Source organism: Pseudomonadota bacterium, assembly GCA_039196715.1.
In the GTDB taxonomy this organism is placed as follows: Bacteria; Pseudomonadota; Gammaproteobacteria; order CALCKW01; family CALCKW01; genus CALCKW01.
Genome location: JBCCUP010000061.1, coordinates 1 through 19,943, shown reverse-complemented (window position 1 = coordinate 19,943; position 19,943 = coordinate 1). Strand labels below are relative to the sequence as shown.

Annotated in this window: 23 protein-coding genes and 1 tRNA gene; 13 read left to right on the top strand and 11 right to left on the bottom strand. The window is 66.8% G+C overall.

Annotated elements, in window-relative coordinates; genetic code table 11:
* The first annotated feature begins 123 nt into the window (after positions 1 to 123).
* From AAGA11_17365 to AAGA11_17340, 6 genes are all read left to right on the top strand, one after another.
* On the top strand, positions 124 to 2,355 hold the full coding sequence (locus tag AAGA11_17365; GenBank protein MEM9604636.1) for an AsmA family protein: 2,232 nt from the start codon (positions 124 to 126) through the stop codon (positions 2,353 to 2,355).
* The gene (gene mutY / locus AAGA11_17360) at positions 2,355 to 3,440 is read left to right on the top strand and encodes an A/G-specific adenine glycosylase (protein ID MEM9604635.1); all 1,086 of its coding nucleotides are present in this window, start codon (positions 2,355 to 2,357) and stop codon (positions 3,438 to 3,440) included. Before AAGA11_17365 ends, mutY begins: the two co-directional genes overlap by 1 nt.
* Positions 3,437 to 3,709 carry an oxidative damage protection protein gene (locus tag AAGA11_17355; GenBank protein MEM9604634.1) on the top strand — a complete coding sequence of 91 codons (273 nt, stop codon included), beginning with the start codon at positions 3,437 to 3,439 and terminating at the stop codon, positions 3,707 to 3,709. The genes mutY and AAGA11_17355 overlap by 4 nt, the downstream gene beginning before the upstream one ends.
* Positions 3,710 to 3,782: 73 nt before the next feature.
* Positions 3,783 to 3,858 (top strand) — tRNA-Phe (locus tag AAGA11_17350).
* Between the two features lie 175 nt (positions 3,859 to 4,033).
* Positions 4,034 to 5,194: an alpha-D-ribose 1-methylphosphonate 5-triphosphate diphosphatase gene (locus AAGA11_17345; protein MEM9604633.1), complete on the top strand. Its 1,161-nt coding sequence runs from the start codon at positions 4,034 to 4,036 to the stop codon at positions 5,192 to 5,194.
* 91 nt (positions 5,195 to 5,285) lie between these two features.
* Positions 5,286 to 5,726 carry a hypothetical protein gene (locus tag AAGA11_17340; GenBank protein ID MEM9604632.1) on the top strand — a complete coding sequence of 147 codons (441 nt, stop codon included), beginning with the start codon at positions 5,286 to 5,288 and terminating at the stop codon, positions 5,724 to 5,726.
* 14 nt (positions 5,727 to 5,740) lie between these two features.
* Here AAGA11_17340 and AAGA11_17335 read toward each other — a convergent pair whose 3' ends face one another.
* Positions 5,741 to 6,199, bottom strand: a complete 459-nt coding sequence (locus tag AAGA11_17335) for a DUF4174 domain-containing protein (protein MEM9604631.1) — start codon at positions 6,197 to 6,199, stop codon at positions 5,741 to 5,743.
* Positions 6,196 to 6,480 (bottom strand): cupin domain-containing protein, encoded by a 285-nt coding sequence (locus tag AAGA11_17330; protein MEM9604630.1) that lies wholly within the window; start codon positions 6,478 to 6,480, stop codon positions 6,196 to 6,198. The genes AAGA11_17335 and AAGA11_17330 overlap by 4 nt, the downstream gene beginning before the upstream one ends.
* Positions 6,481 to 6,726: 246 nt before the next feature.
* On the opposite strand from AAGA11_17330, the gene AAGA11_17325 reads away from it, so the two are divergent.
* Entirely contained in the window at positions 6,727 to 7,584 is an 858-nt protein-coding gene (locus tag AAGA11_17325; protein ID MEM9604629.1) for a carbonic anhydrase family protein, read from the top strand.
* A gap of 1 nt (position 7,585) precedes the next feature.
* On the opposite strand, the gene AAGA11_17320 is transcribed toward AAGA11_17325, so the two are convergent.
* Both AAGA11_17320 and AAGA11_17315 read right to left on the bottom strand, forming a co-directional pair.
* Positions 7,586 to 8,422 (bottom strand): alkaline phosphatase family protein, encoded by an 837-nt coding sequence (locus AAGA11_17320; protein MEM9604628.1) that lies wholly within the window; start codon positions 8,420 to 8,422, stop codon positions 7,586 to 7,588.
* Positions 8,419 to 9,756: a hypothetical protein gene (locus tag AAGA11_17315; protein ID MEM9604627.1), complete on the bottom strand. Its 1,338-nt coding sequence runs from the start codon at positions 9,754 to 9,756 to the stop codon at positions 8,419 to 8,421. The genes AAGA11_17320 and AAGA11_17315 overlap by 4 nt, the downstream gene beginning before the upstream one ends.
* A 162-nt stretch (positions 9,757 to 9,918) precedes the next feature.
* On the opposite strand from AAGA11_17315, the gene AAGA11_17310 reads away from it, so the two are divergent.
* Positions 9,919 to 10,476, top strand: a complete 558-nt coding sequence (locus AAGA11_17310; protein MEM9604626.1) for a protein-tyrosine phosphatase family protein — start codon at positions 9,919 to 9,921, stop codon at positions 10,474 to 10,476.
* Between the two features lie 9 nt (positions 10,477 to 10,485).
* Here AAGA11_17310 and AAGA11_17305 read toward each other — a convergent pair whose 3' ends face one another.
* Genes AAGA11_17305 through phnN form a run of 3 tightly spaced genes read right to left on the bottom strand, consistent with a single transcriptional unit; the run spans position 10,486 to position 12,347 of the window.
* Positions 10,486 to 10,848, bottom strand: coding sequence for a YajD family HNH nuclease (locus tag AAGA11_17305; GenBank protein ID MEM9604625.1), 363 nt, complete (start codon positions 10,846 to 10,848; stop codon positions 10,486 to 10,488).
* A complete protein-coding gene (locus tag AAGA11_17300; GenBank protein MEM9604624.1) occupies positions 10,848 to 11,720 on the bottom strand; it encodes a homocysteine S-methyltransferase family protein in 873 nt (290 codons plus the stop codon). Before AAGA11_17300 ends, AAGA11_17305 begins: the two co-directional genes overlap by 1 nt.
* Positions 11,721 to 11,780: 60 nt before the next feature.
* Positions 11,781 to 12,347, bottom strand: coding sequence for a phosphonate metabolism protein/1,5-bisphosphokinase (PRPP-forming) PhnN (gene phnN / locus AAGA11_17295; protein ID MEM9604623.1), 567 nt, complete (start codon positions 12,345 to 12,347; stop codon positions 11,781 to 11,783).
* Between the two features lie 250 nt (positions 12,348 to 12,597).
* Here phnN and AAGA11_17290 point away from each other — a divergent pair, with 250 nt between their 5' ends.
* Positions 12,598 to 13,368 carry a glycerophosphodiester phosphodiesterase family protein gene (locus AAGA11_17290; GenBank protein MEM9604622.1) on the top strand — a complete coding sequence of 257 codons (771 nt, stop codon included), beginning with the start codon at positions 12,598 to 12,600 and terminating at the stop codon, positions 13,366 to 13,368.
* A gap of 39 nt (positions 13,369 to 13,407) precedes the next feature.
* A complete protein-coding gene (locus AAGA11_17285) occupies positions 13,408 to 14,253 on the top strand; it encodes an undecaprenyl-diphosphate phosphatase (GenBank protein MEM9604621.1) in 846 nt (281 codons plus the stop codon).
* Positions 14,254 to 14,303: 50 nt separating this feature from the next.
* Here AAGA11_17285 and AAGA11_17280 read toward each other — a convergent pair whose 3' ends face one another.
* The gene (locus AAGA11_17280) at positions 14,304 to 14,960 is read right to left on the bottom strand and encodes a VTT domain-containing protein (GenBank protein MEM9604620.1); all 657 of its coding nucleotides are present in this window, start codon (positions 14,958 to 14,960) and stop codon (positions 14,304 to 14,306) included.
* A gap of 4 nt (positions 14,961 to 14,964) precedes the next feature.
* A complete protein-coding gene (locus tag AAGA11_17275) occupies positions 14,965 to 15,705 on the bottom strand; it encodes an SDR family NAD(P)-dependent oxidoreductase (protein MEM9604619.1) in 741 nt (246 codons plus the stop codon).
* 79 nt (positions 15,706 to 15,784) lie between these two features.
* Between AAGA11_17275 and AAGA11_17270 the strand changes: the two genes are divergently transcribed.
* Positions 15,785 to 16,312 (top strand): Crp/Fnr family transcriptional regulator, encoded by a 528-nt coding sequence (locus AAGA11_17270; GenBank protein MEM9604618.1) that lies wholly within the window; start codon positions 15,785 to 15,787, stop codon positions 16,310 to 16,312.
* An 18-nt stretch (positions 16,313 to 16,330) separates the two neighbouring features.
* Here the strand turns inward: AAGA11_17270 and AAGA11_17265 are convergent, their stop codons facing one another.
* Positions 16,331 to 17,332 carry a helix-turn-helix domain-containing protein gene (locus AAGA11_17265; GenBank protein MEM9604617.1) on the bottom strand — a complete coding sequence of 334 codons (1,002 nt, stop codon included), beginning with the start codon at positions 17,330 to 17,332 and terminating at the stop codon, positions 16,331 to 16,333.
* A gap of 64 nt (positions 17,333 to 17,396) precedes the next feature.
* Here AAGA11_17265 and AAGA11_17260 point away from each other — a divergent pair, with 64 nt between their 5' ends.
* Together AAGA11_17260 and AAGA11_17255 are read left to right on the top strand one after the other, a co-directional pair.
* Entirely contained in the window at positions 17,397 to 18,008 is a 612-nt protein-coding gene (locus AAGA11_17260) for a DJ-1/PfpI family protein (GenBank protein MEM9604616.1), read from the top strand.
* 153 nt (positions 18,009 to 18,161) lie between these two features.
* Positions 18,162 to 19,340, top strand: coding sequence for an FAD-dependent oxidoreductase (locus AAGA11_17255; GenBank protein MEM9604615.1), 1,179 nt, complete (start codon positions 18,162 to 18,164; stop codon positions 19,338 to 19,340).
* 48 nt (positions 19,341 to 19,388) lie between these two features.
* Here AAGA11_17255 and AAGA11_17250 read toward each other — a convergent pair.
* Positions 19,389 to 19,943 (bottom strand): hypothetical protein (locus tag AAGA11_17250; GenBank protein ID MEM9604614.1); only part of this gene is annotated, 555 nt, incomplete at its 5' end.

Sequence of the window (19,943 nt, the reverse complement as noted above, 5' to 3'; positions counted from 1 at the left end):
GCGCCCGGCGCACCCGCGTGTCGATACGGCGTGTGCAGACCGGCGGGTCCGACACCGCCCGCCGCCAGGCGATCCATCGGTTACACTCGCTGCCCTCTGACCCACAACGCACAGAACACGCGCATGAAAGCGATCAAATGGCTCCTGATTGGCACCGTCGGCCTGGTCCTGTTGGTGTTCACCGTCGTCGCCGTCGTGCTCGCGGTCACCGACCTGAACCGCTTCAAACCCGAAATCGAGGCCGCCGCGTCGGACGCACTCGGCCGCCAGTTGACCATCGAGGGCGAGCTCAACCACTCGCTGTTCCCGTGGCTCGGCGTCTCATTCGGGCGGATGCAGCTCGCCAACGCCGACGGCTTCGGCGACACACCCTTTGCTGAGATTGCCTCGGCCGAAGCGAGCATCGAAATCTTGCCGCTGCTGCGCAAACAGATCACCGTCGGCAACATCAACCTGACCGGCGTGCGCGTCGACGCGCAGATTGCAGCCGACGGCAGCTCGAACATCCCGGTTTTTGCCGGCTCAGACGCCGCATCAGAGCCCGAGTCGACCGAGCCCTCGAGCCCCTCGGGCCTGCCGACCATCGTCATCGACGGCGTGAGCCTGGTCGACGCCGACATCCGTTACCGCGATGCCACGGCGGACCTCGACGCGCATGCGAGGGCGGTGAACCTCACGATCGGCAACGTGCGCGACGGACAGACTTCCCCGATCACAGGTGGCCTCAAGCTCAGTCTGCAGCCGGCTGACATCGAGGCTGAACTGGCACTCAGCGCTCGGCTGACACCCACTTTCAGTGCCCTGCAGTTCGTGCTCGACGAGCTTGCGCTGGAGCTCACGGCCGAAGGGGCTGCGGTCCCGGGCGGACAGCGCAACCTGACCCTGACCGGCAATGCCACAGCCGACCTCACCGCAGGCACCGCCTCGCTGAGCGGCTTCGACATCGCCAGTGGCGACGCGAGCGCGCGGCTCGATGTGGGCGTGACCGGACTCAACGACACGCCCGCGGTGACCGGCAACCTCACTGTGCCAAGCCTGGACCTCGGCGCACTGCTCGACAGCCTCGAACTGAGCGCGGGTCCCATGCAACGCGAGGACGCACTCAGCGCCTTCGCGCTCGACGCCACGCTCAGCTACAGCGGCAACACCGCTGCGCTCGACGCGCTGACCATCAGGCTGGACGACACCACGCTGACCGGGGCCGCCACGCTCGGCGAACTCGACGCCGCATTGCCCGCCATCGACTTCGAGCTCGCCGTCGACCGGATCAACATGGACCACTACTCGCCACCGCTCGCGGACGGCGAGGCGGGCGACGGCGCCGTAGCAGGCGACACCGAGACGGCGGCCACTGGCGACACCCCGATTCCGTTGCCGATCGAGCTGATGCGGGCGCTGAAACTCAACGGCACGGCCGAAGTCGCAAGCCTGACGGCGGGCAACCTGACCATGCAGGACATCACCGTGGAGCTCGACGCCGCCGACGGCGAAATTGCCGTGAGCTCGCTCAGCGGGGCGCTCTACGACGGTGGTATCGACGCACGCCTGGGCGTCGATGTCCGCGGTGAGACGCCGCAATTCAGCGCCGCCGCTGCCTTGTCCGGCGTGCAGGCACAACCGCTCCTGAACGACTTCGCGGAGTTCGACAAACTGCTCGGCAGCGGCTTGATCAACCTAGACATCGCCACCGCCGGCAACACGGTTGGCGAACTCAGCGCCGCGCTCGGTGGCACTGCGAGCTTCAGCTTCGTCGACGGCGCGATAGACGGCATCAACATCGCCGCGCAATTGCGCCGGGTGCTCGCGAGCTTCGGCCGCAGCGATGCCAGCGATTCGGACGAACCCCTGCGCACCGACTTCGCAAAATTCTCCGCCAGCGCAGACATCGTCCAGGGCGTGATCGACAACGTCGACCTCGACCTGCGCTCCCCGCTGCTGCGCCTGGCCGGTCAGGGCACCGTCAGCCTGCCCGGCGAAACCGTCGACTACCTGCTCAAACCCGCGCTGGTGTCCTCGCTCGAGGGTCAGGGTGGCGCAACCAGCGGCGAACTCAGCGGACTGAAATTCGATCTGCCGATCGTCGGCACCTTCAGCGAGCTCGCCAGCGACTTCACCGGCGTGCTTCGCCGTAGCCTGAGTGAGGGCGCGACAGCAGCCGCCAAGGCCCAGCTCGACGCGGCCAAGGCCGAGCTCGAGGCCAAGGCAAAAGCCGAGCTCGATGCGCGCAAGGCCCAACTGCAGGCCGAGGCGGACGCGCGCGAGGCCGAAGCCAGGGCCGAACTCGACAAAAAGGCGCAAGAGAAAGTCGACGAGGTCAAGGACAAACTCGCTGACAAACTGAAGAAACTCTTTTGATGCCCGAGCGAGCCGCCTTCAGCCTGTCGTCAGCCGTTGTCGACTGGTGGCACGAACACGGCCGCAAGGACCTGCCCTGGCAACAGAACCCGACGCCCTACCGGGTGTGGGTGTCGGAGATCATGTTGCAGCAAACGCAAGTGCGGACCGTGCTTGGCTACTTCGATGCATTCATGCGCGAGTTTCCGAGCCTCGACGCCCTCGCCAACGCCAGCGAAGACGCGGTGCTGCGCCGCTGGACCGGGCTCGGCTACTACGCCCGCGCGCGCAACCTGCACAAGGCCGCGCGTCAGGCCCGCGAACGCTTCGGCGGCACACTGCCGGCTGACCTCGCCCAACTGGAAAGTCTGCCGGGCATCGGGCGATCCACCGCCGGTGCGATCCTGAGCCTGGCGCACCAGCAACGCGCAGCGATCCTGGACGGCAACGTCAAGCGCGTGCTGGCCCGGTTTCACGCGGTCGACGGCTGGCCGGGTGACAAGGCAACGCTTGACACCCTCTGGGCCCACGCCGAGGCGCACACGCCGACGGCACACCACCGCATCTACAGCCAGGCAATGATGGACCTCGGTGCCACGCTCTGCACGCGCAGCAAGCCGCATTGTCTGCTCTGCCCTGTGCAGTCGCAGTGCGCCGGTCAGGCCGCGCCCGAGCGCTACCCCGGCAAGAAATCGCGCAAGCCCCTGCCGGTGCGGACGACGACGCTGTTGATCGCAGTCGACGAGGAAGGTCAGGTACTGTTGCAGAAACGGCCCTCCAAAGGGGTCTGGGGCGGGCTCTGGAGCTTCCCGGAGTTCGACGACCACAGCACGCTCTGCAGCTGGCTCGCGCGCAACTACTACCCGCCCACGCGCGACCTCGAAACCCTGCCGCGATTTCGCCACACCTTCAGCCACTTTCACCTCGACATCGTGCCGGTGCGCGCCGACGTTTCGCGCGCCCACAGCCACGCCGGCCAGGTCATGGACGAGGACCAGTACGTCTGGTACAAGCAGGACAGGACAGGACAGGCGTCCGCCCCCGGCGGCTTTGCCGCACCCGTGGCGCGCCTGCTCGATCAGATACAGGAGGAACTCACCCCATGAGCCGCACGGTTCACTGCATCAAGTTGGGCCGCGAGGCCGAGGGGCTGGCCAAGCCGCCCTACCCCGGCGAGCTCGGTCAGCGCATCTTCGACGGCGTCTCGAAGGAGGCGTGGCAACTCTGGTTGCGTCACCAGACAATGCTCATCAACGAATACCGGCTGACCCCGGTCGACCCCAAGGCACGCCAGTTCCTCGAAGAGGAGATGAACAAGTACTTCTTCGGCGACGGCTCCGCGACCCCCGATCAGTACGTTCCGCTCGGCGACTGACGCGCTGGCCACACTTGACGCCGGGGCCATTTCCGGCTTTAATTCGCCGCTTCGCCAGCTCGTGGCGAAGGGCGCCCAGGTAGCTCAGTCGGTAGAGCAGGGGACTGAAAATCCCCGTGTCGGCAGTTCGATTCTGTCCCTGGGCACCATTCCCCCCCCTGCCCCTGTTGCCCTCCCGGTCAGCGCTGTCTCGATGACAGCCCGCTGCCGTATCGCTGTGCCACAGCGGCCATCTGTCAACCCGGTGTCAGCCAGACATGGCAGCATGTGCTTTGATCCAGAGCACACCCGAGCCCCGAACGCGCCACCCCGGACGTCGCCGACATGCTGCTGACCAACGTCGCCCTCGTACTGCCCGATCGCACCGTCGCCCGGGGCACACTGCACGTGGCAGGCGGCGTCATCGCCGACATCGAGGAGGCCGACGGCCCGCCCTCGCCAGTCACGGTGATGCCGGGCTTTGTCGACCTGCATGGCGACATGATCGAGGTCGAGGTCGAGCCCCGTCCCGGCGTGGATTTCCCGATGCCGGTGGCGCTGTCAGCGCTCGACACTCGCCTCGCGGCCGCGGGCGTGACCACCGCGTTCGCCGCGGTGTCCTACTCACGCGGCGCGACCCAAGGCCGCCCGCGCTCGCTGACCCACACCGACACGCTCATCCGGGCAATGCACGCAGCCCGCGACACCGCCCGGGTCGATCACCGCATCCACGCGCGCTTCGACATCACCAACACCGAGGCCATCGCCTCGCTCGAAGGCCTGCTCGCCGACGGCCTGATTGACCTCGTCTCGGTGATGGACCACACACCGGGCCAGGGGCAATACCGCGACATCGAACGCCACATCGCCCTGCGCGCCGCAGGCCGGGGCATCCCACTCGCGGAGGCGCGCGCCACGGTGCAGGCGGACATCGACGCCGCGACGCCGGAAGCCGACGTGCTCGACAACCTCCGGACGGTCTCGGCTCTGTGCAGGCAGCACAGCATCCCACTGGCCAGCCACGACGACGACACGGTGGAGAAAGCGGCCTTCGTCGCCCAGCTCGGCGCCGTGATCAGCGAATTTCCCGTGACGCGCGAGGCCGCGGAAGCCGCGGTTGCGGAGGGTCTGATGACGGCCATGGGCGCACCCAACGCGATGCGTGGCGAGAGCTACAGCGGCAACCTCTCGGCCCGAGACACGCACGACGCAGGCATGCTGCACATTCTGGCCTCTGACTATCACCCACACGCGATACTGCCGGCCATTCGGGCATTGGCCTCAGCCGACCCCGGGGGCGTCGCCGCTGCGGTGCAGCTCGCCACCGCGAACCCGGCCCGCGCCGTCGGCCTCGGTGACCGCGGCCGCATCGCGGTCGGTGCACGCGCCGACCTGGTGCTTGTCGACTCTCGGGATCGCGTGGTCATGACCCTGCGCGGCGGGGAGGTGATCTACACCGACGGCAGCATCGACCCACGCCAAACCGACTCGTCTCACCAGCGGTAGCCAGCGAAGCGGGGTCGGCGCACCCGCGCACCACTCAAGCCGCCGCACCTGGGGCCCGATACCCATCTGGAAAGCCTCCCCCGGACCCGTCATGCGCCTTTCCCACGTCGGACTCGTCATCGGCATCCTCGCATTGACCGCCGCGGTGATGTCGCCTTGGGCCATTACAGCGATATCGCCGCCGTCACCGACCCTCGAGGAATCGGTGGCCGATTTCGCAGCCAAACTCACGGAGGCAGCCAAGGCCAAGGTCACCGGTGAAACCTACGTGCCGGCTCCGACACCCGAGCCGTCGCCGATAGTCGGCTTGTACATGCCCGCCGTCATCGCGCTGGGGATGGTGGCGTTCGCCCTCGGGGTGGTCGCGATGCTGCGGGAGTCCGACCGGTTTCCGGGCGCCCTGGCGGCCGGCATCGGCGTCACGGCCGTGGTCGCGCAATGGTCGATTTTCATTGCGCTGGTGGTCATCGGCTTGCTGTTACTGATGAAGGTGCTGGACAAGGTCGACGTCATCACGGGCCTGTTCGACTGACACTGCGGTATCGCCTAGTCAGCCGCGTCGCGCATCTCGCGTTGGCGCATCGGCATGGTGTCGATCAACGCGAACAACGCCGCCTCGTCGAGGCTCGCCGAGCGCGCCTTGATCCCACCGTCCTTGCCGACGAGCACGGTCTCCCCGCTCTGCAAGCGCAGTTGCGCGCGCACCGCGTCGGCAAAGCCAACCTCGAGGGCACCGGTGAAATTGCTGCGCACGGTGCGCCCGTCGAGCACGAACCAAAACACATCCCGGTCGACCACCTCGGTGTAGGCCGCGCGCAGTCGGAGCACGGCGCGCTCGGCGTCGCCAGCCGCGTCGACCACGATCAGCCGGTTCGACCAGCCAAAGGCCGTGAGGTCGGTCACCGGCGACCCGACCGTCCTGCCCGCGCCGCAGGCAACGGCCGCAACCGCAGCCCAACGCAGTGCCCCGCGCCGCGTCACCAACGCCCGGGCGGGCCCCGTCACGGGATCTCGACCTCGACAAAGGAAAACGGGTAGTCGTTGCCGTTGATCACGTTGTGGTGCACCCCGGCCCGGCGGAAATACGACTGACCGGCCTTGAGCTCGACGCGGGTCTCGCCCGTGTCGTCCTCGATGACCAGCGCGCCGTCGCGCCCGGGCACCACCACATAGTCGTGGCCGTGCGTGTGCCAGCCAGTCTCCGCGCCGACGCCGAACTGCCACTCGGTGACGATCACCCGGTCGTTCTCGACCTGCTTTACACCCACAGCCGCCTCACGTGCCATACACCACCTCCGCCGACCAGCATACGCCAGCGCTCGTGTGCGTCAATCGGCAACAGTGGCACCGCGAGTCGAAACGCCTGAACAGCCCCGGTGTACCGGCACGCAGCCGACTGCCCCTCGACGGGGCGCTGGCACCCTCGCCGCAGGGTGCGGGCACAGTCATCGCTTGCGATACCGAGAGGCACGGCCGCTACTGCCGCACACTGCGGTGCGCGCGGACAACAACCCCGACCACGGAACACGGACTTGAGACTCGGCCCGCTTCTGCTGACCACGCTGACCCTGACCGGCACGGCACTCGCCCAGGGCTTGTCGTTTGATGCGCTGCTCGCCCGGGAGGTCGCGGACAGGCCGGGCACCGCCGGGCCGGGCACCGCCGGGCCGGGCACCGCCGCGGCAGTCACCTCGCCTGACGGCGTCACGCCACCGCCCCATCACACCGCGTGGCACTACCACGGCGCTGGCGCACCGGCGACGTGGCACACGCTGGACCCGGCCTTCGCAGCGTGTGCGGGCGCCAACCAGTCCCCGGTCGACATCCGCGGTGCCGTGGACGCCGAGCTGCCGCCAATCGCCTTTCACTACACGCGGCAGGCCCAAGAGGTGACCAACGACGGGCGCACCGTGCAGTTCAACTACCCCGAACCACACCACATGCGACTCGACGGCAAGCGCTACGAGCTCCACCACATTGCGCTGCACGCGCCGAGCGAGAACCGCATCGACGGCGAAGCCTTTGCACTCGAGTTGCAATTGACCCACCGCACGCGTGACGGCGACACCGCCATCGTCTCGGTGCTCGGCGCGCTCGGAGGCGACAACCCGGACTTCGACGACATCATGCACGCCTTTCCGTCGCTGCCGGGCCACGCCGTCAGGCGCGCCAAACCGATCGACCCCGCCCGGTTGCTGCCGGATGACCACGCCTACTACCGTTTCAACGGTTCGCTGACCACACCCCCGTGCACCGAGGGGGTGGTGTGGCTGGTGCTGAAGTCGCCGGTGCGCGTGTCGGCTGCCCAGGTGCACGCGCTGAGCACGGCGATCGGACAAGACAACAACCGCCCGGTTCAGCCACTGAACGCGCGTCTGGTGCTCGAGTAGCCTAGCGGCGCAGGAACGGGGCAGCGGACATGCTGCCCGGAACGTCGACCCCCATCGCCGCGAGCACGCTCGGCGCGAGCTGCAGTTGGTCGAGCAGGCCGTCATCGGCGCTCTCGGCCTCACCGAAATAATACAAGGCGTAGTCCTGCTGATCTTCGCCGACACCGCCGTGATGGCCGCGGTCGGATTGGCCGTGGTCTGCCGTGACGATCACCTCATACCCGAGCGCACGCCATTGCACCACCGCCTGGGCCAGCTGCTCGTCGAGCATGAAACAGGCGTGGTCCATCTCGTGGCACTCGTGGTAGAAGCGGTGCCCGAGGCTGTCCAGCGTACAGGTGTGCAACAGGCCGTAGTCGAGCGCAAAACGCTGGCACAACAGCGTCAATGTGTCGAACAGGTCTGCGTCCGCCGGCGTCGCCTGGTTCACCTTGTTGTAGCCGGTCATGGTGTGGAAACGACCGTGGTTGATCGTCTCGCCTTCGGCCTCGTCGAATTCGAGGTCGCGTAACGGTTCGAAGGGACACCGCCGAAAGAACGTGGACCAGAACGCGTGCGCGACCGCCCCGGTCACGCCACCGGCGGCGCGCACCGCCGAGAAAATGTCGGGCTGTTCGATCCGGTGCAAGGTGTTGTTGCCGAGCACACCGTGCGCCTGGGGCGAGAGACCGGTGTGAATCGAGGCGTAACACGACGCGGAAGTCGACGGCAGCGCCGAGCGCATGCGCCAGACGCGCGCCTCACCACTCGCTACCCAGCCTTCGAGGTTGCCGAACAGGCGCCGCCAGTTGCGCCACGGCACCCCGTCGATCACGATCAACAGCAGTTTGGATTTCAACGCGGAAGCTCTCCGTCCGGGGCCGTCGCCATGAAGGTAGATGGGCCGGTCTGCCCGTGCCAGTCGCTCGCGAACACCACCCGCGTGGCGTCGCGGCTGGCCACGGCGTGGGACTCGCTGAAATAGGCATCGGGGTCACCGTCGCTGCGGTGGCTGGCCACCCGCCGCACCGACCCGCTGCCGTCGAGCTTGAGCCAGAAGACCTCGTTGCTGTGCACCGGGTAGCGCGTGTCAGCGACCCCCATGACCGAGATCAGCGCCCAGCCCGGCCGGTCGATGTTGCGGCAGGACACGTGCGGCGTGACCGACCAGCTGATGCTCGAGAACACCTCCAACGGGCCGTTCGGCAAGACCGCACCAAACAGCGGCCGCGCGTCCGCACCCGAGAGATCCGCGCCGTCGATCAGCAGCATGTCGCGCCCGTCACCGCGCGTGCAGAGGTCGGCGTGGCCGAAAGTGCCGCGCGGGAAGGTGTGCACCGGCTCGAGTGCAGCGTCGTACACGCGCGTGGTGTCGCCGAGCGTCACCGCGTAGCGACCGCTCGGGCTCACGCTCACCCAGTCCGCACTCGCGGCGAGGGATACCGTGCGCCGCGCCGTCACGCGGTCCGGACCGAGCTCGTAGCGAATGAGCTCCCGTGTGCCATCGGCGTGGACCCCGAGCAACACCAACACCTCGCCTGCGGCGTCCAGGTTGCCCTCACCACGGGTCGAGGCCTGGGTGAATTCACTGAAATCACGCAGCAACGTGCGGCTGTCCGTGTCGACGCGGTAGCGGAACAACGCGCGCGGTCCGCCAGCGCCAGGCACCGTGTCGAGCACGTAGAGCAGGTTCGGATCGCGCGGGTGCCAGTAGTACTCGGCGCGGCTGTTGCGCGCTGGCACCGACTGCTGCAGTTGGGCCGTCTCGGTGTCGAGCAACCAGGCCTGGCCGGTGTTGTCCCAGAGCAGCGCGAGGCTGTTGTCGGCGTTGAAGGGTTGCGATTTCGCGTAGACGTGGCGCAGCCGCGTGCCGCCTGCGATTTGCGACGGTGCACTCAGTCGGCGGATGCGGGTGCCGAAGTTCGGGTCCAGAACAGTGTCCCCCGTCGCTGGCAGCGGCGCCTCGTCGACGCTGACGACACGCAGATCCGCGTCCCCGGGCAGATCGCAGTCCGCGCCGCATTGGCTGTCGTACAGAAGCACAGGAAACCGGTCAGAGCCGTTGGACCCACCCGGCCCGTGGGTGACCACACTGCCCGGCAAACCGCCCTCGCAGGCAGCGAGGGCGAAGCAGCACAGCGCCGACGCGAAACGGGCGGCCCGGGGTTGCAAGCCGAAGGCGATCAGGCGCATTGACTACACTGTCGGTGATGACAAGGGCGCCTGGCAGTGTACGGCGACAGACCGACAACGGCGACGGGCAAACCACGTAGTCCGGGCCACGGCCCCGTTTCGACGCGGGCGCTGTTGCGGTCTCGACGCACCGGCGCCCCGAGAGAGCCAACCGAGGAACCCATGCCGCGCTACTACCGCAACAGCCGCCTGCACATCGACACCCTCGGGATCCCTGACGTCAACGGTGTGCTGGGCCTCTGCGCCTGCCCGGGCAGTGCCCACCTCTGGGGGGTGGACCAACCGAACGACCCGAGGCCGGTCGAGCAGGACCTTGAGACCCTCGCCGGCTGGGGCGTGACCGGCTTGATCTCGCTGGTGGAGCGCCACGAGCTGCACCTGGTCAACGCGCCGGACCTGCCCGAGCTGCTCAAGGCGCGCGGTGTGTGGTGGCGTCACCTGCCAATCCGCGACATGGCGCCGCCGGGCAAGACCTTCGCCGAACTCTGGGCCGAGGCCGGGCCCGACATCCACCGTCGGCTCGAGGACGGTGAGCGCATCGCGATGCACTGCCTGGCCGGCCTCGGGCGCACCGGGACCATCGCCGGCAAGATTCTGGCCGAGCGTGGCATGCGCGGCCGGGACGCCATCGAGCACATCCGCAGCACCCGAAAAGGCTCTATCCAGACCTGGCGGCAGGCCTGGTACGTCAAGCGTCAGAAGGCACGCCCGGCGCGCTGAGGCACCACCTCAGTCCGATCGACCCAACACCCTGGCGAGGTCAGCGAAGGGTTGGTGTGTCGCCGCATCCACCGGTGATGTGTCCGCGGCATCGTGCTCGCCGGTGGCACGCTGGTGTTCGTTGTCGTGGCACCAGCGGCACAACAGTTCCCAGTTGCTGCCGTCGTCGGGGTTGTTGTCGTGGTTGTGGTCACGGTGGTGCACCGTGAGCTCGATCAGGTTGCGCCGATCGAAGCTGCGCGCGCACCGCCCACAGACCCAGGGGAAGAGCGCGAGCGCCTTGTGCCGGTGACCCGCTTCGCGCTGCTCGCGGTCGCGGCGGGCTCGCGCGACCACGGCATCGAGGCGACCAGAGTCCCGACCGTGCGCCATCAGCCGAGCCGGGCCCGCAGTGTGGCGATGTGCTCCGGCCCGATGCCACAGCACCCGCCGACCACCGACGCCCCGTCGTCAACCCAGCGCATCACGGTGTCGGCGTAGGCCTCGGGTGTGATCTCGTCGCGCAGCGTGGCAATCTCGCTGTTGGCCTCGGTGTCACGCGGACGCGGCGTGAACGCGTTGGCGTACCCACCGAACGCGGCGGGGCGCGCCGCAGCAGCACCGACGTCGGCAATGGCCGCGCCAATGACTTCGGGCACACTGCAATTGAACAACACGCCGTCGGCACCTTCTGCCGCGGCGAGCTCGCAGGCCGCCGCAACCGATTCACCCGAGCGAAGGCACGGTGCCGCGCCTGTATCATCCGCCAAGGTGAATGCGAGCCACAACGGTTTGTCGCGTGTGCCGAGCGCCGCACAGATCGCAGAGGCCTCGGCCAGGCAACTGATCGTCTCGCCGAGCCAGACGTCCACGTAGGGTGCAAGCGCCGAGACAATTCGCGGATACAGGCGCTCTGCGAGCGACGGGTCGAAGAGGTCCGGTCGGTACGAACCCGCGAGCGGCGGCAGCGATCCTGCAACCCTGACACCTTCGGGTGCCACCTCCACCGCGAGTCGCCCGGCGAGTTCGGTCAACGCCTCACCCTCGAGCTCGAAGCGCTCCGCACCGATGTGGAACGGCACGACGGCATAATTGTTGGTGGTGATGACCGCACACCCGGCGTCGATGAATCGGCGGTGTACCGCCGCGACGGTCTCCGGCGCAGCACTCAATGCCGCCGCCGACCACTCGGGCTGGTGAAACGGCGCACCACTGCGTTTGAGTTCGCGGCCCATGCCGCCGTCGAGCAAGGTCACCGTCGTCATGGCTGTTGCCTTGGCTTGAGAAAGAGATGGCAGGTTGCGCGCCGGCGGCGCGCGCAGGTATCAGACGACCGCAGCGGTGTGCCGGTGCGCCAGCAGCGCGCAGAGTTTCTCGCCCGCAACGCAGACCTTCTCGGTGTTGTCGATGCAGACGACGTCCGGATCCTCGCACACCGGATACAACGAAGCCCGCTTGAGGCGGGCTTCGATCTGTTCGGGCTTCTCGCGACCACGGGCCTGGAGGCGCTGTTTCAGGGTGGTGGCATCACAGCCGACCGAGACGACGACGACGCGCTGTACACGCTCGCGCACGGCCTCGACCTGCGCGCGCGACCCGTTGACAACGACGTCAAAGCCGGCGGCGAGGTCGCGCAGAACCGACTTGTCGATGGCATAGAAGAGGTCGTGGGCTTTCCAGGACAGGAGGAAATCGCCGCGCTCGCAACGCTCGTAGAACTGGTCGCGCCGCAGCGGGATGTGCTTCTCCGCGCGGTCGTCCGGGGGGCGGGTGATGTACCGACGCGCGAACAGCACGCCGTCGTCGCGCGTGAAGCGCTCGCGGGCGTAGCTGATCAAGCTGTCCTTGCCACAGCCCGACGGCCCGACGATGAAATACAAGGTGCCTGTCAAAACGTTCGGTCCTCGCACCGATGACCCCGTTTTCCGAGGAAGCGAATTCTGCACCAAGACCCCCTGGCATGCCAGCGTGGATGACAATCCGAACAGGTGATTGGATGACACTGTCTACCGCGTCACAGACCCGTCACTAGCCCATTTCGAGCAATTCCAACGGCTTGCGCTCGAGAGCTGCGACCGATCCTTGCTTGTCTGGTGGTCCATCTACACTCAGCGGACCGCCCGTTCCGCGCCCGGATTCGCCGTGTCAGCCACCCAACCCACCCTGCCCTTTGCGATCGCCCACCGCGGAGCGAGCGGCACCGCACCCGAGAACACGCTCGTCGCTATCCGCCGCGCCGCGACACTCGGTGCCACCTGGGTCGAAATCGACGCCACGGCAACCGCCGACGGTGAGGCCGTTCTGCACCACGACGACACCATTGACCGCTGCTCTGACGGTAGCGGGCTGCTACTTGCCCACACCCTGAGTGCACTCGCCGAGCGCGATTTCGGCGCCTGGTTCGACCCTCGCTTTGCCGGCGAGCGGCTCGCCCACTTGCGCGACGCAGCGGCGCTCTGCGCCGAGCTCGGGCTTGGCTGCAACCTCGAGATCAAGGTCACCGGTGGCTGGGATGAACCGACCGCCCGCGCGGTCTGCGACATCGCGGCCGACTGGCCGACAGCGCACTCGCCACTGCTGATTTCAAGTTTCAGCGAGCGTGCGCTGCAGGTGGCCGCGGCGCGTCTGCCGGCGGTGCCGCGTGCCCTGCTGGTGGACATCCCGCCGGAAAACTGGCGTGCCCGGCTCGACGACACAGCGAGCACCGCCCTGCACTGCGCCAACACCCCGCTGGTGTCGCGCGCACGGCTGGCTCCCGTGCTCGACGCGGGTTTCCCGGTGCGCGTCTACACCGTCGACGACCCGGCACGCGCCGAGGCACTGCGCACCATGGGTGTGAGCAGCGTGTTCACCAACCACCCCGAGCGCTTCGCCACCGAGGCTGCGCCCGCAGGCAGACAACTTGCACCGTGACACGGCTACCTCCGTGATCAGCCAAGAGACCCTGGACCCATGAGCATCGAGCAAATCATCGTACTGGCCATCGTCCAGGGCCTGACCGAGTTCCTGCCGGTGTCCTCCTCGGGACACCTGATTCTGATTCCCGCGCTCACCGGCTGGGCTGACCAGGGTCAGGTGGTCGACGTCATGGTGCACGTCGGCTCACTGCTCGCCGTGGTCGCCTACTTCTGGAAGGACGTCCTGATGTTGCTGCGCGGCACCGGCCAGATGCTGCGCCTCAACTGGACAGACGAGGCCCGCATGGCGGCCTACATCGCCGTGGCCACGGTGCCCGCGCTGGCCTTCGGCGCCGGCCTCAAGCTGACCGGACTCTCGGATCAGATCCGCGCCCAGGGCGGCGTCGAGCTGATCGCGTGGAATGCGATCATCTTCGGCATCCTGCTCTACGTCGCCGACGTCGTCGGTCGCCGCACCAAGGTGATGGAGAACATGACCATGTCGCCGGCGGTGATCATAGGCATCGCACAGGCTGTTGCGCTGATCCCGGGCACCAGCCGCTCGGGCATCACCATGACCGCGGCGCGCTTTCTCGGCTTCGAGCGACCGGAAGCGGCGCGCTTCTCCTTTCTGCTGGGTATCCCCGCGATCGCCGCAGCCGGCGCCTTCACGGCCGTGGAAGCCATCCAGCTCGAGGGCGCCTTGCCCGACGGCGCCGTGCTCGCGGCCGGCTTGACCTTCCTCGCCGCGCTCGCGGCCATCGCCTTGCTGATGGCGCTGGTCAAGCGGTTCAGCTTCCTGATCTTCCTCGTCTACCGCCTCGCGCTCGCCGCCGTGCTCTTCGCGCTGATCCACGAGTGGGTGCCGGGCTACAGCCTCGACGGCCTGCAGGGAGCCTGAGTTGCGCTGCAACGCGCTCACGCGCGGGGCACACGGTGGCAGCGGTTACATCAGGCTTGCGCCGTCAGCTGACGTCGACGGAACCAGATCCAGCCTGTCCACAGCACCGCGTAGAGGAAGATCGCCCCCAGGATTGCGGGCTTCGGGTCGTCGACCGAGCTGACCGAACCGGCATAGGCGGCGATGGTTACGTAGGGCACAGTGCTCAAGGCGAAGAACACGGCGTAGCGCCACAACGGCATGCGCGTCACGCCCGCCATGACCGCAGTCACCTCGGGCACGATGGGTGCCGCACGTGACAACAGAATCATCACCGGGCCGCTCGACTGAAAGGCCGCTCGCAACGACTCCCGCTCCTCGGCCGGTTTGACGATCAGCGACACAGCACGCTCTCCAAAGCGCCAACCGAGTGCGTAACCGCAGCCCGCCGCGAGTGTCATGCCTGCCAACACAGCCGCAACACCGACCTCGAAACCGAGAAAGAACCCCGCAAGCAGTGTGATCGTCAGCGTCGGCACGGCGACGAACAGGTCGGCAAACAACAGCGCGATCACGACACCTGCAACCCAGGCCGGTTGGGCGTCGTTGACGGCTTCCAACCACTGTTTGACGTTCTCCACCGTAAGGATGCCCAGCACCCGGCCAAGCACGAAGGTACTGGCAAATATCAGCGCCAGTATCAGCATCACCTTGATCAGACTTCGCATCGCATCACCCCCTGCGCATGATTCGCCGGGCCAACGCCGGCGAGAGCCGCATGATCGCCCGCAACAGCGTGACTTTGCCCACATCGATGGGGTCGCGCCCGGCATCGAGTCCCTCGAGTATCCGTTTCGCCGCGTCGTCGGCGGAGAGCTTGCCCGCACCTCGCCCTGCCGTCATGCCGGTGTCCACCAGTGGCAGAAACGCCTGCACCACCCGCACACCCGCATGCTCGAGTTGATTGGCGAGCGCAAGGGACAGGCCGTTGAGTCCGAACTTGGTCGCGCAGTAGACCGCCGAAGCGGTTTTGGGCACGAGCCCGAGCCCGGAATTGATGTTCAACACGGTCCCACCACCGCCGGCGAGCAACGCTGGCAGCACGCTTTGAATCAAGACCGACGGTGCGGTCAGGTTGACAGCGATTTCGCGTTCGATGCTGTGCTCGTCGAAAGCCGGGTCATCGAAATGGGGCGTGTGTTGAACGGCGGCGTTGTTGATCAGGGTGTCGACACTGCGCCCGCTGGCGATCACCTGAGCCGCCGCTGCGCGCACCGTGCCGATGTCGGCGAGGTCGGCCTCGATGACGTTGACCTCCGGGAGCGTGTCGCGCAGGCGCTCAAGGTGCGCCGAGCGACGGGCAATAACCGTGATCACGTGGTCGCGGCGAAGGCGTTCGACCATCGCTCGGCCGATGCCGGCCGTACCGCCTGTGATCACCACGTGTTTCTGTGCGTGTGTTGCGCCGTCCACGGCGTTCCTCCGACTGGTAGAGTGCGACCCAGCCTACCGACGGCTGACGGCCGCGCATTAACCTGGATCAAAAGCCACCATGAAACTCGCTGATGTGCTGGCCGAACACGGACATGCCCTCGCTCGAACGCGGGGCGAGCATCTCTTTCACCAGGGCGACACCGACCGCGCGCTCTACGTGGTCAGGGAGGGCATCCTCAAGGCCTACTACCTCTCGCCGGATGGCAAGGAGCACATCAAATCCTTCATCGCCACGGGCGACACCATTGGCAGCCTCAGCGGCTTCTTTGGCGAGGGCGGCTGCACGTTCAACCTGCTTTGCCTGGAAGACTGTGCGCTCATGAGGGTCGATTTCGAGACGGTGTACGCCGCCTGCCGCGACGACCTCGAACTCGCCAACGAGATCCTGGACTTCCTTGTGCGTTTCGCGATGCGCAAGGAGCGGCGCGAATTCGAACTGCTGTGCCTGCCTGCCGAAACGCGCTACGCACAGCTGCGCGACACATCCCCCGAACTGATCGCACGCGTCACGCAAAACGACATCGCACGCTACCTCGGCGTGACGCCCGAGGGGCTGAGCCGAATCAAGCGTCGGCTCGGTGCCTGACAGCCACGCGCGACGCGCTCAACGCAGGCGAAAGCGCGCGCGGTAGTCCGTTGGCGAGACGCCGAGCACACGCACAAAGGCGCGTCGCAGGTGCGCCTCGTCGCCAAAGCCGCACCGGTCGGCGATGCGCTTGATCGGGTGTCTCGTGGCTTCGAGCAGTTCACGCGCCGCGTTCACGCGGATGACTTCGACACCTTTGGCGGGTGTCATACCGGTCGACGCGAGGTAGTCGCGGTGAAAGCTGCGCAGGCTCCGCCCCGCCCTCGCCGCGAGCGCATCAACCCGCAAATCCTGTCTGAGGTGACGGGCGATCCAGTCGTGCAACCCGGCAAAGGGATCGTTGTCGAGTGACTGTTGCGCCAACGCCGGGCTGAATTGCGACTGCCCTCCGGGGCGAACCATGTAGGTCACAAGTGCTTGCGCACGCTCGCGTGCGGCCGCCTGGCCACAGTCCGCCGCCACCATCGCGAGCGCCATGTCAGTGCCCGCGGTGACGCCAGCCGACGTCCAGATGCGACCGTCACAGAGGTAGATCGGGTCTGGGTCGACTTCGACCTCCGGGAACTCGCGCTCGAGCTGCGCGCAGTCTTCCCAGTGGGTGGTCGCCCTGTGGCCGTCGAGCACACCCGCTGCGGCGAGAATCAGTGCGCCCGAGCACACCGAGGCCACGCGTTCGGCGCGCGTCGCCAGCCTTGTCACGGTGGACAGCACGCGCGGGTCGTGCATTGCGACGAGCGCACCGTCGCCACCGACCACCACCAGGGTGTGCACCGGGCGTTGCCGCCACCGCGAGGCGGGCTCGGACGAAATCGCCACACCGGCGTCTGTCATGACGGTTCCGCCGTCCAGGGACACGACGGCAGTCCGGTATGCAAGCTCTCCGTCACCGCCGTGTCGCGCCCAGCTGAACACCTGCAGCGGCCCCGCGAGGTCCAGCATGACGATGTCAGGGTAAACGAGGAAGAGAACGGATCGGAGCGGGCGAGACAGCCTGGCGCCTTTGGCAGAAACAGCACTCATATTGGCATTTATGCCATACGGGCGCTCAGTAGGCTACGCCAGACACACTCACCGGAGCGTCCCGATGCCCACCCTTGCCGCGCTTGTCTTTCCCGGCTTTGAAACCCTGGACTTCTACGGACCGATCGAAATGCTCGGTGGCCACACACCCAACGATATGCAGATCAGCATCGTTGCCGAAACCACGGACCCGGTCGCAAGTGTGCACGGCACACGCACGGCCGTGGACCGCAGCTTCGCCGACGGCAGCGACTACGACTTGCTGCTGATCCCGGGTGGCGACGCGGCCCCGCTGGACCCGATCAACCCCGCGATGAACGACTGGATTGTCGAGACCAGTCAGAACGCACAGATCGTCATGGCCGTCTGCACCGGCACCGTGCTGCTCGCCACCACCGGCCTGCTCGACGGCAGACGCGCCACGACCAACAAGCTCGACTTCAATGCCACCGTTCACCACGGCCCGGCGACCCACTGGATCAAACAGGCCCGCTGGGTCGAAGACGGCAAATTCTTCACCTCTTCCGGCGTCTCCGCCGGCATGGACATGGCCCTTGCCGTGATGGCCAGGCTCTACGGCCGGGAAGCCGCCGACGCGATCGCGGTCGGAACCGAATACGAGTGGCACAGAGACCCGAGCTGGGACCCCTTCGCCGCACGCGCTGGCCTGGTTTGACTGCGTCACGCTGGGGCCGCCCTGCCAGTGTGGGCGGTGTTGCTGCCCGTCGGCTGTGCGCACCGACTTGACACACGTCAGCATGCAAACAGATAGTCGTCGTTCAAGGCTGCGCGATCAGAAGTCGCATTCGGCCACACAAGGTCCCCCATCATGATCGACAGACGCGCGTTCCTGGAGCTCTGCGCTGCGCTCGGCGTGTCAGTGCCGGCACTCGGCGTCCTGTCTGGCTGCGCCGACACGGCGGGCACCGCGGGCGACAGCGGCGGTATCTCCAACGTGATCATCGTCGGCGCTGGCGCCGGCGGCCTCACGGCCGGCTACCTGTTGCAACAACGCGGTATTCCGTTCCAGATTCTCGAGGCCTCTGCATTCCACGGTGGACGCATGAAAGAGCTCAGGGGTTTTGTCGACTTTCCGGTCCCACTCGGGGCCGAATGGATACACGTCGACGTGGGAATCCTGAGCGAGATCGTCAACGACTCGACGGTGCGTATTGACGTAGAAACCGTGCAGTACGACCACGCCGTCGACGTCGCACACTACAACGGGCTCGAGGTCCCCCTGAGTGCGATCGGTTTCACTGACGACAGCAAATTCGTTAACACAACCTGGTTTGATTTCTACGAGCGCTTCATCGTGCCATCGGTGTCGCCACACATCGTCTACAACGCTGTCGTGACAGACATCGACTACCGCACCGACACGGTCACGGTGAAAACGCACGACCAGACTTTCGTCGGTGACCGGGCGGTGGTCTCGATACCGGTGAAGATGCTGCAGAACGGCAGCATCACCTTCACACCGGCATTGCCGAGTGCCAAACAATCCGCGATCGACGCGGTGCGCGTCTGGGATGGCTGCAAGGCCTTCATCGAATTCAGTGAACCCTTCTACCCGGCCGTCACAGCCATCGATATCGTCCCCGAAACCGCCGGGCAGAAGCTCTACTACGATGCTGCCTACGGACAGCGATCGGGCGAGCATGTGCTTGGCTTGTTTGCGGTGGGCTCGGCCTGCGCGCCCTTCATTGGCCAGTCGGATGCCGCACGCATTTCGTACATGCTCGCCGAGCTGGACGACCTGTTCGACGGTGCCGCCTCGCGTCACTACCGAAGGCACGTTTTTCAGAATTGGAACGACGAACCCTTCATCGAAGGCGCCTACGTGATGGACCACGAGGACTGGCAGCGCGTGCGCGCACTCGGCAGAAGCGTAAACGGTCGCGTGTTCTTTGCCGGCACTGCGTACACCGAAGGCGACGACTGGGGCTCCGTGCACACTGCAGCGCGCTCGGCCATGCGCGCAATCAGCGAACTGACGCAAGCCTGAGCATCACCCGCTCGACCCCCGGGCGACCACCCCACCGTCGCCCGACACTCAACGCCCGGCTCGCCGACTCGCGAACCACCAGCTCATCGAGCACCCGACCAGCGACAATATCAGAGCAAGCAACACACGCAGGTCGCCGACGTGGTACCAGGGGTCGACCGGAAAGGCAATGGCGCGCTCGACTGATGCGAGCTTGAACACTCGCGCCGAGGGCATGCCCGGGTCGGTGGCAAAATCCATGAAATCACGCCGGCTGCGGTAGCGCATGGAGAGGGTGTTGTCCCACTCTGCCATACCGTCCGCGTTCAACAGCTCCATTGCGGCATTCGCTGCACTACCAAACTGCACCGGGTGCGAACCGCGCGCGAGCAATGCCGGCAAGACAAATCCGAGGTAGTTCGAAAGCACAGCCTCGCTGGAGTCACCCGGCGCGGTGCCGGCGGTGTCGAGCGGTGCCTCGTGCAGCTTGCTGAGGTTCAGCATGATGAAGTCGTCACCGGTGTCCTCTTCCATGAAACGGCGAAGCTTCGCCACGGCCGCCGCGTCTGGGGCACGCTCGAGTGCGCTGACGCGCGCGAGGTAGGCGTCGATTTCGGCGTTGGT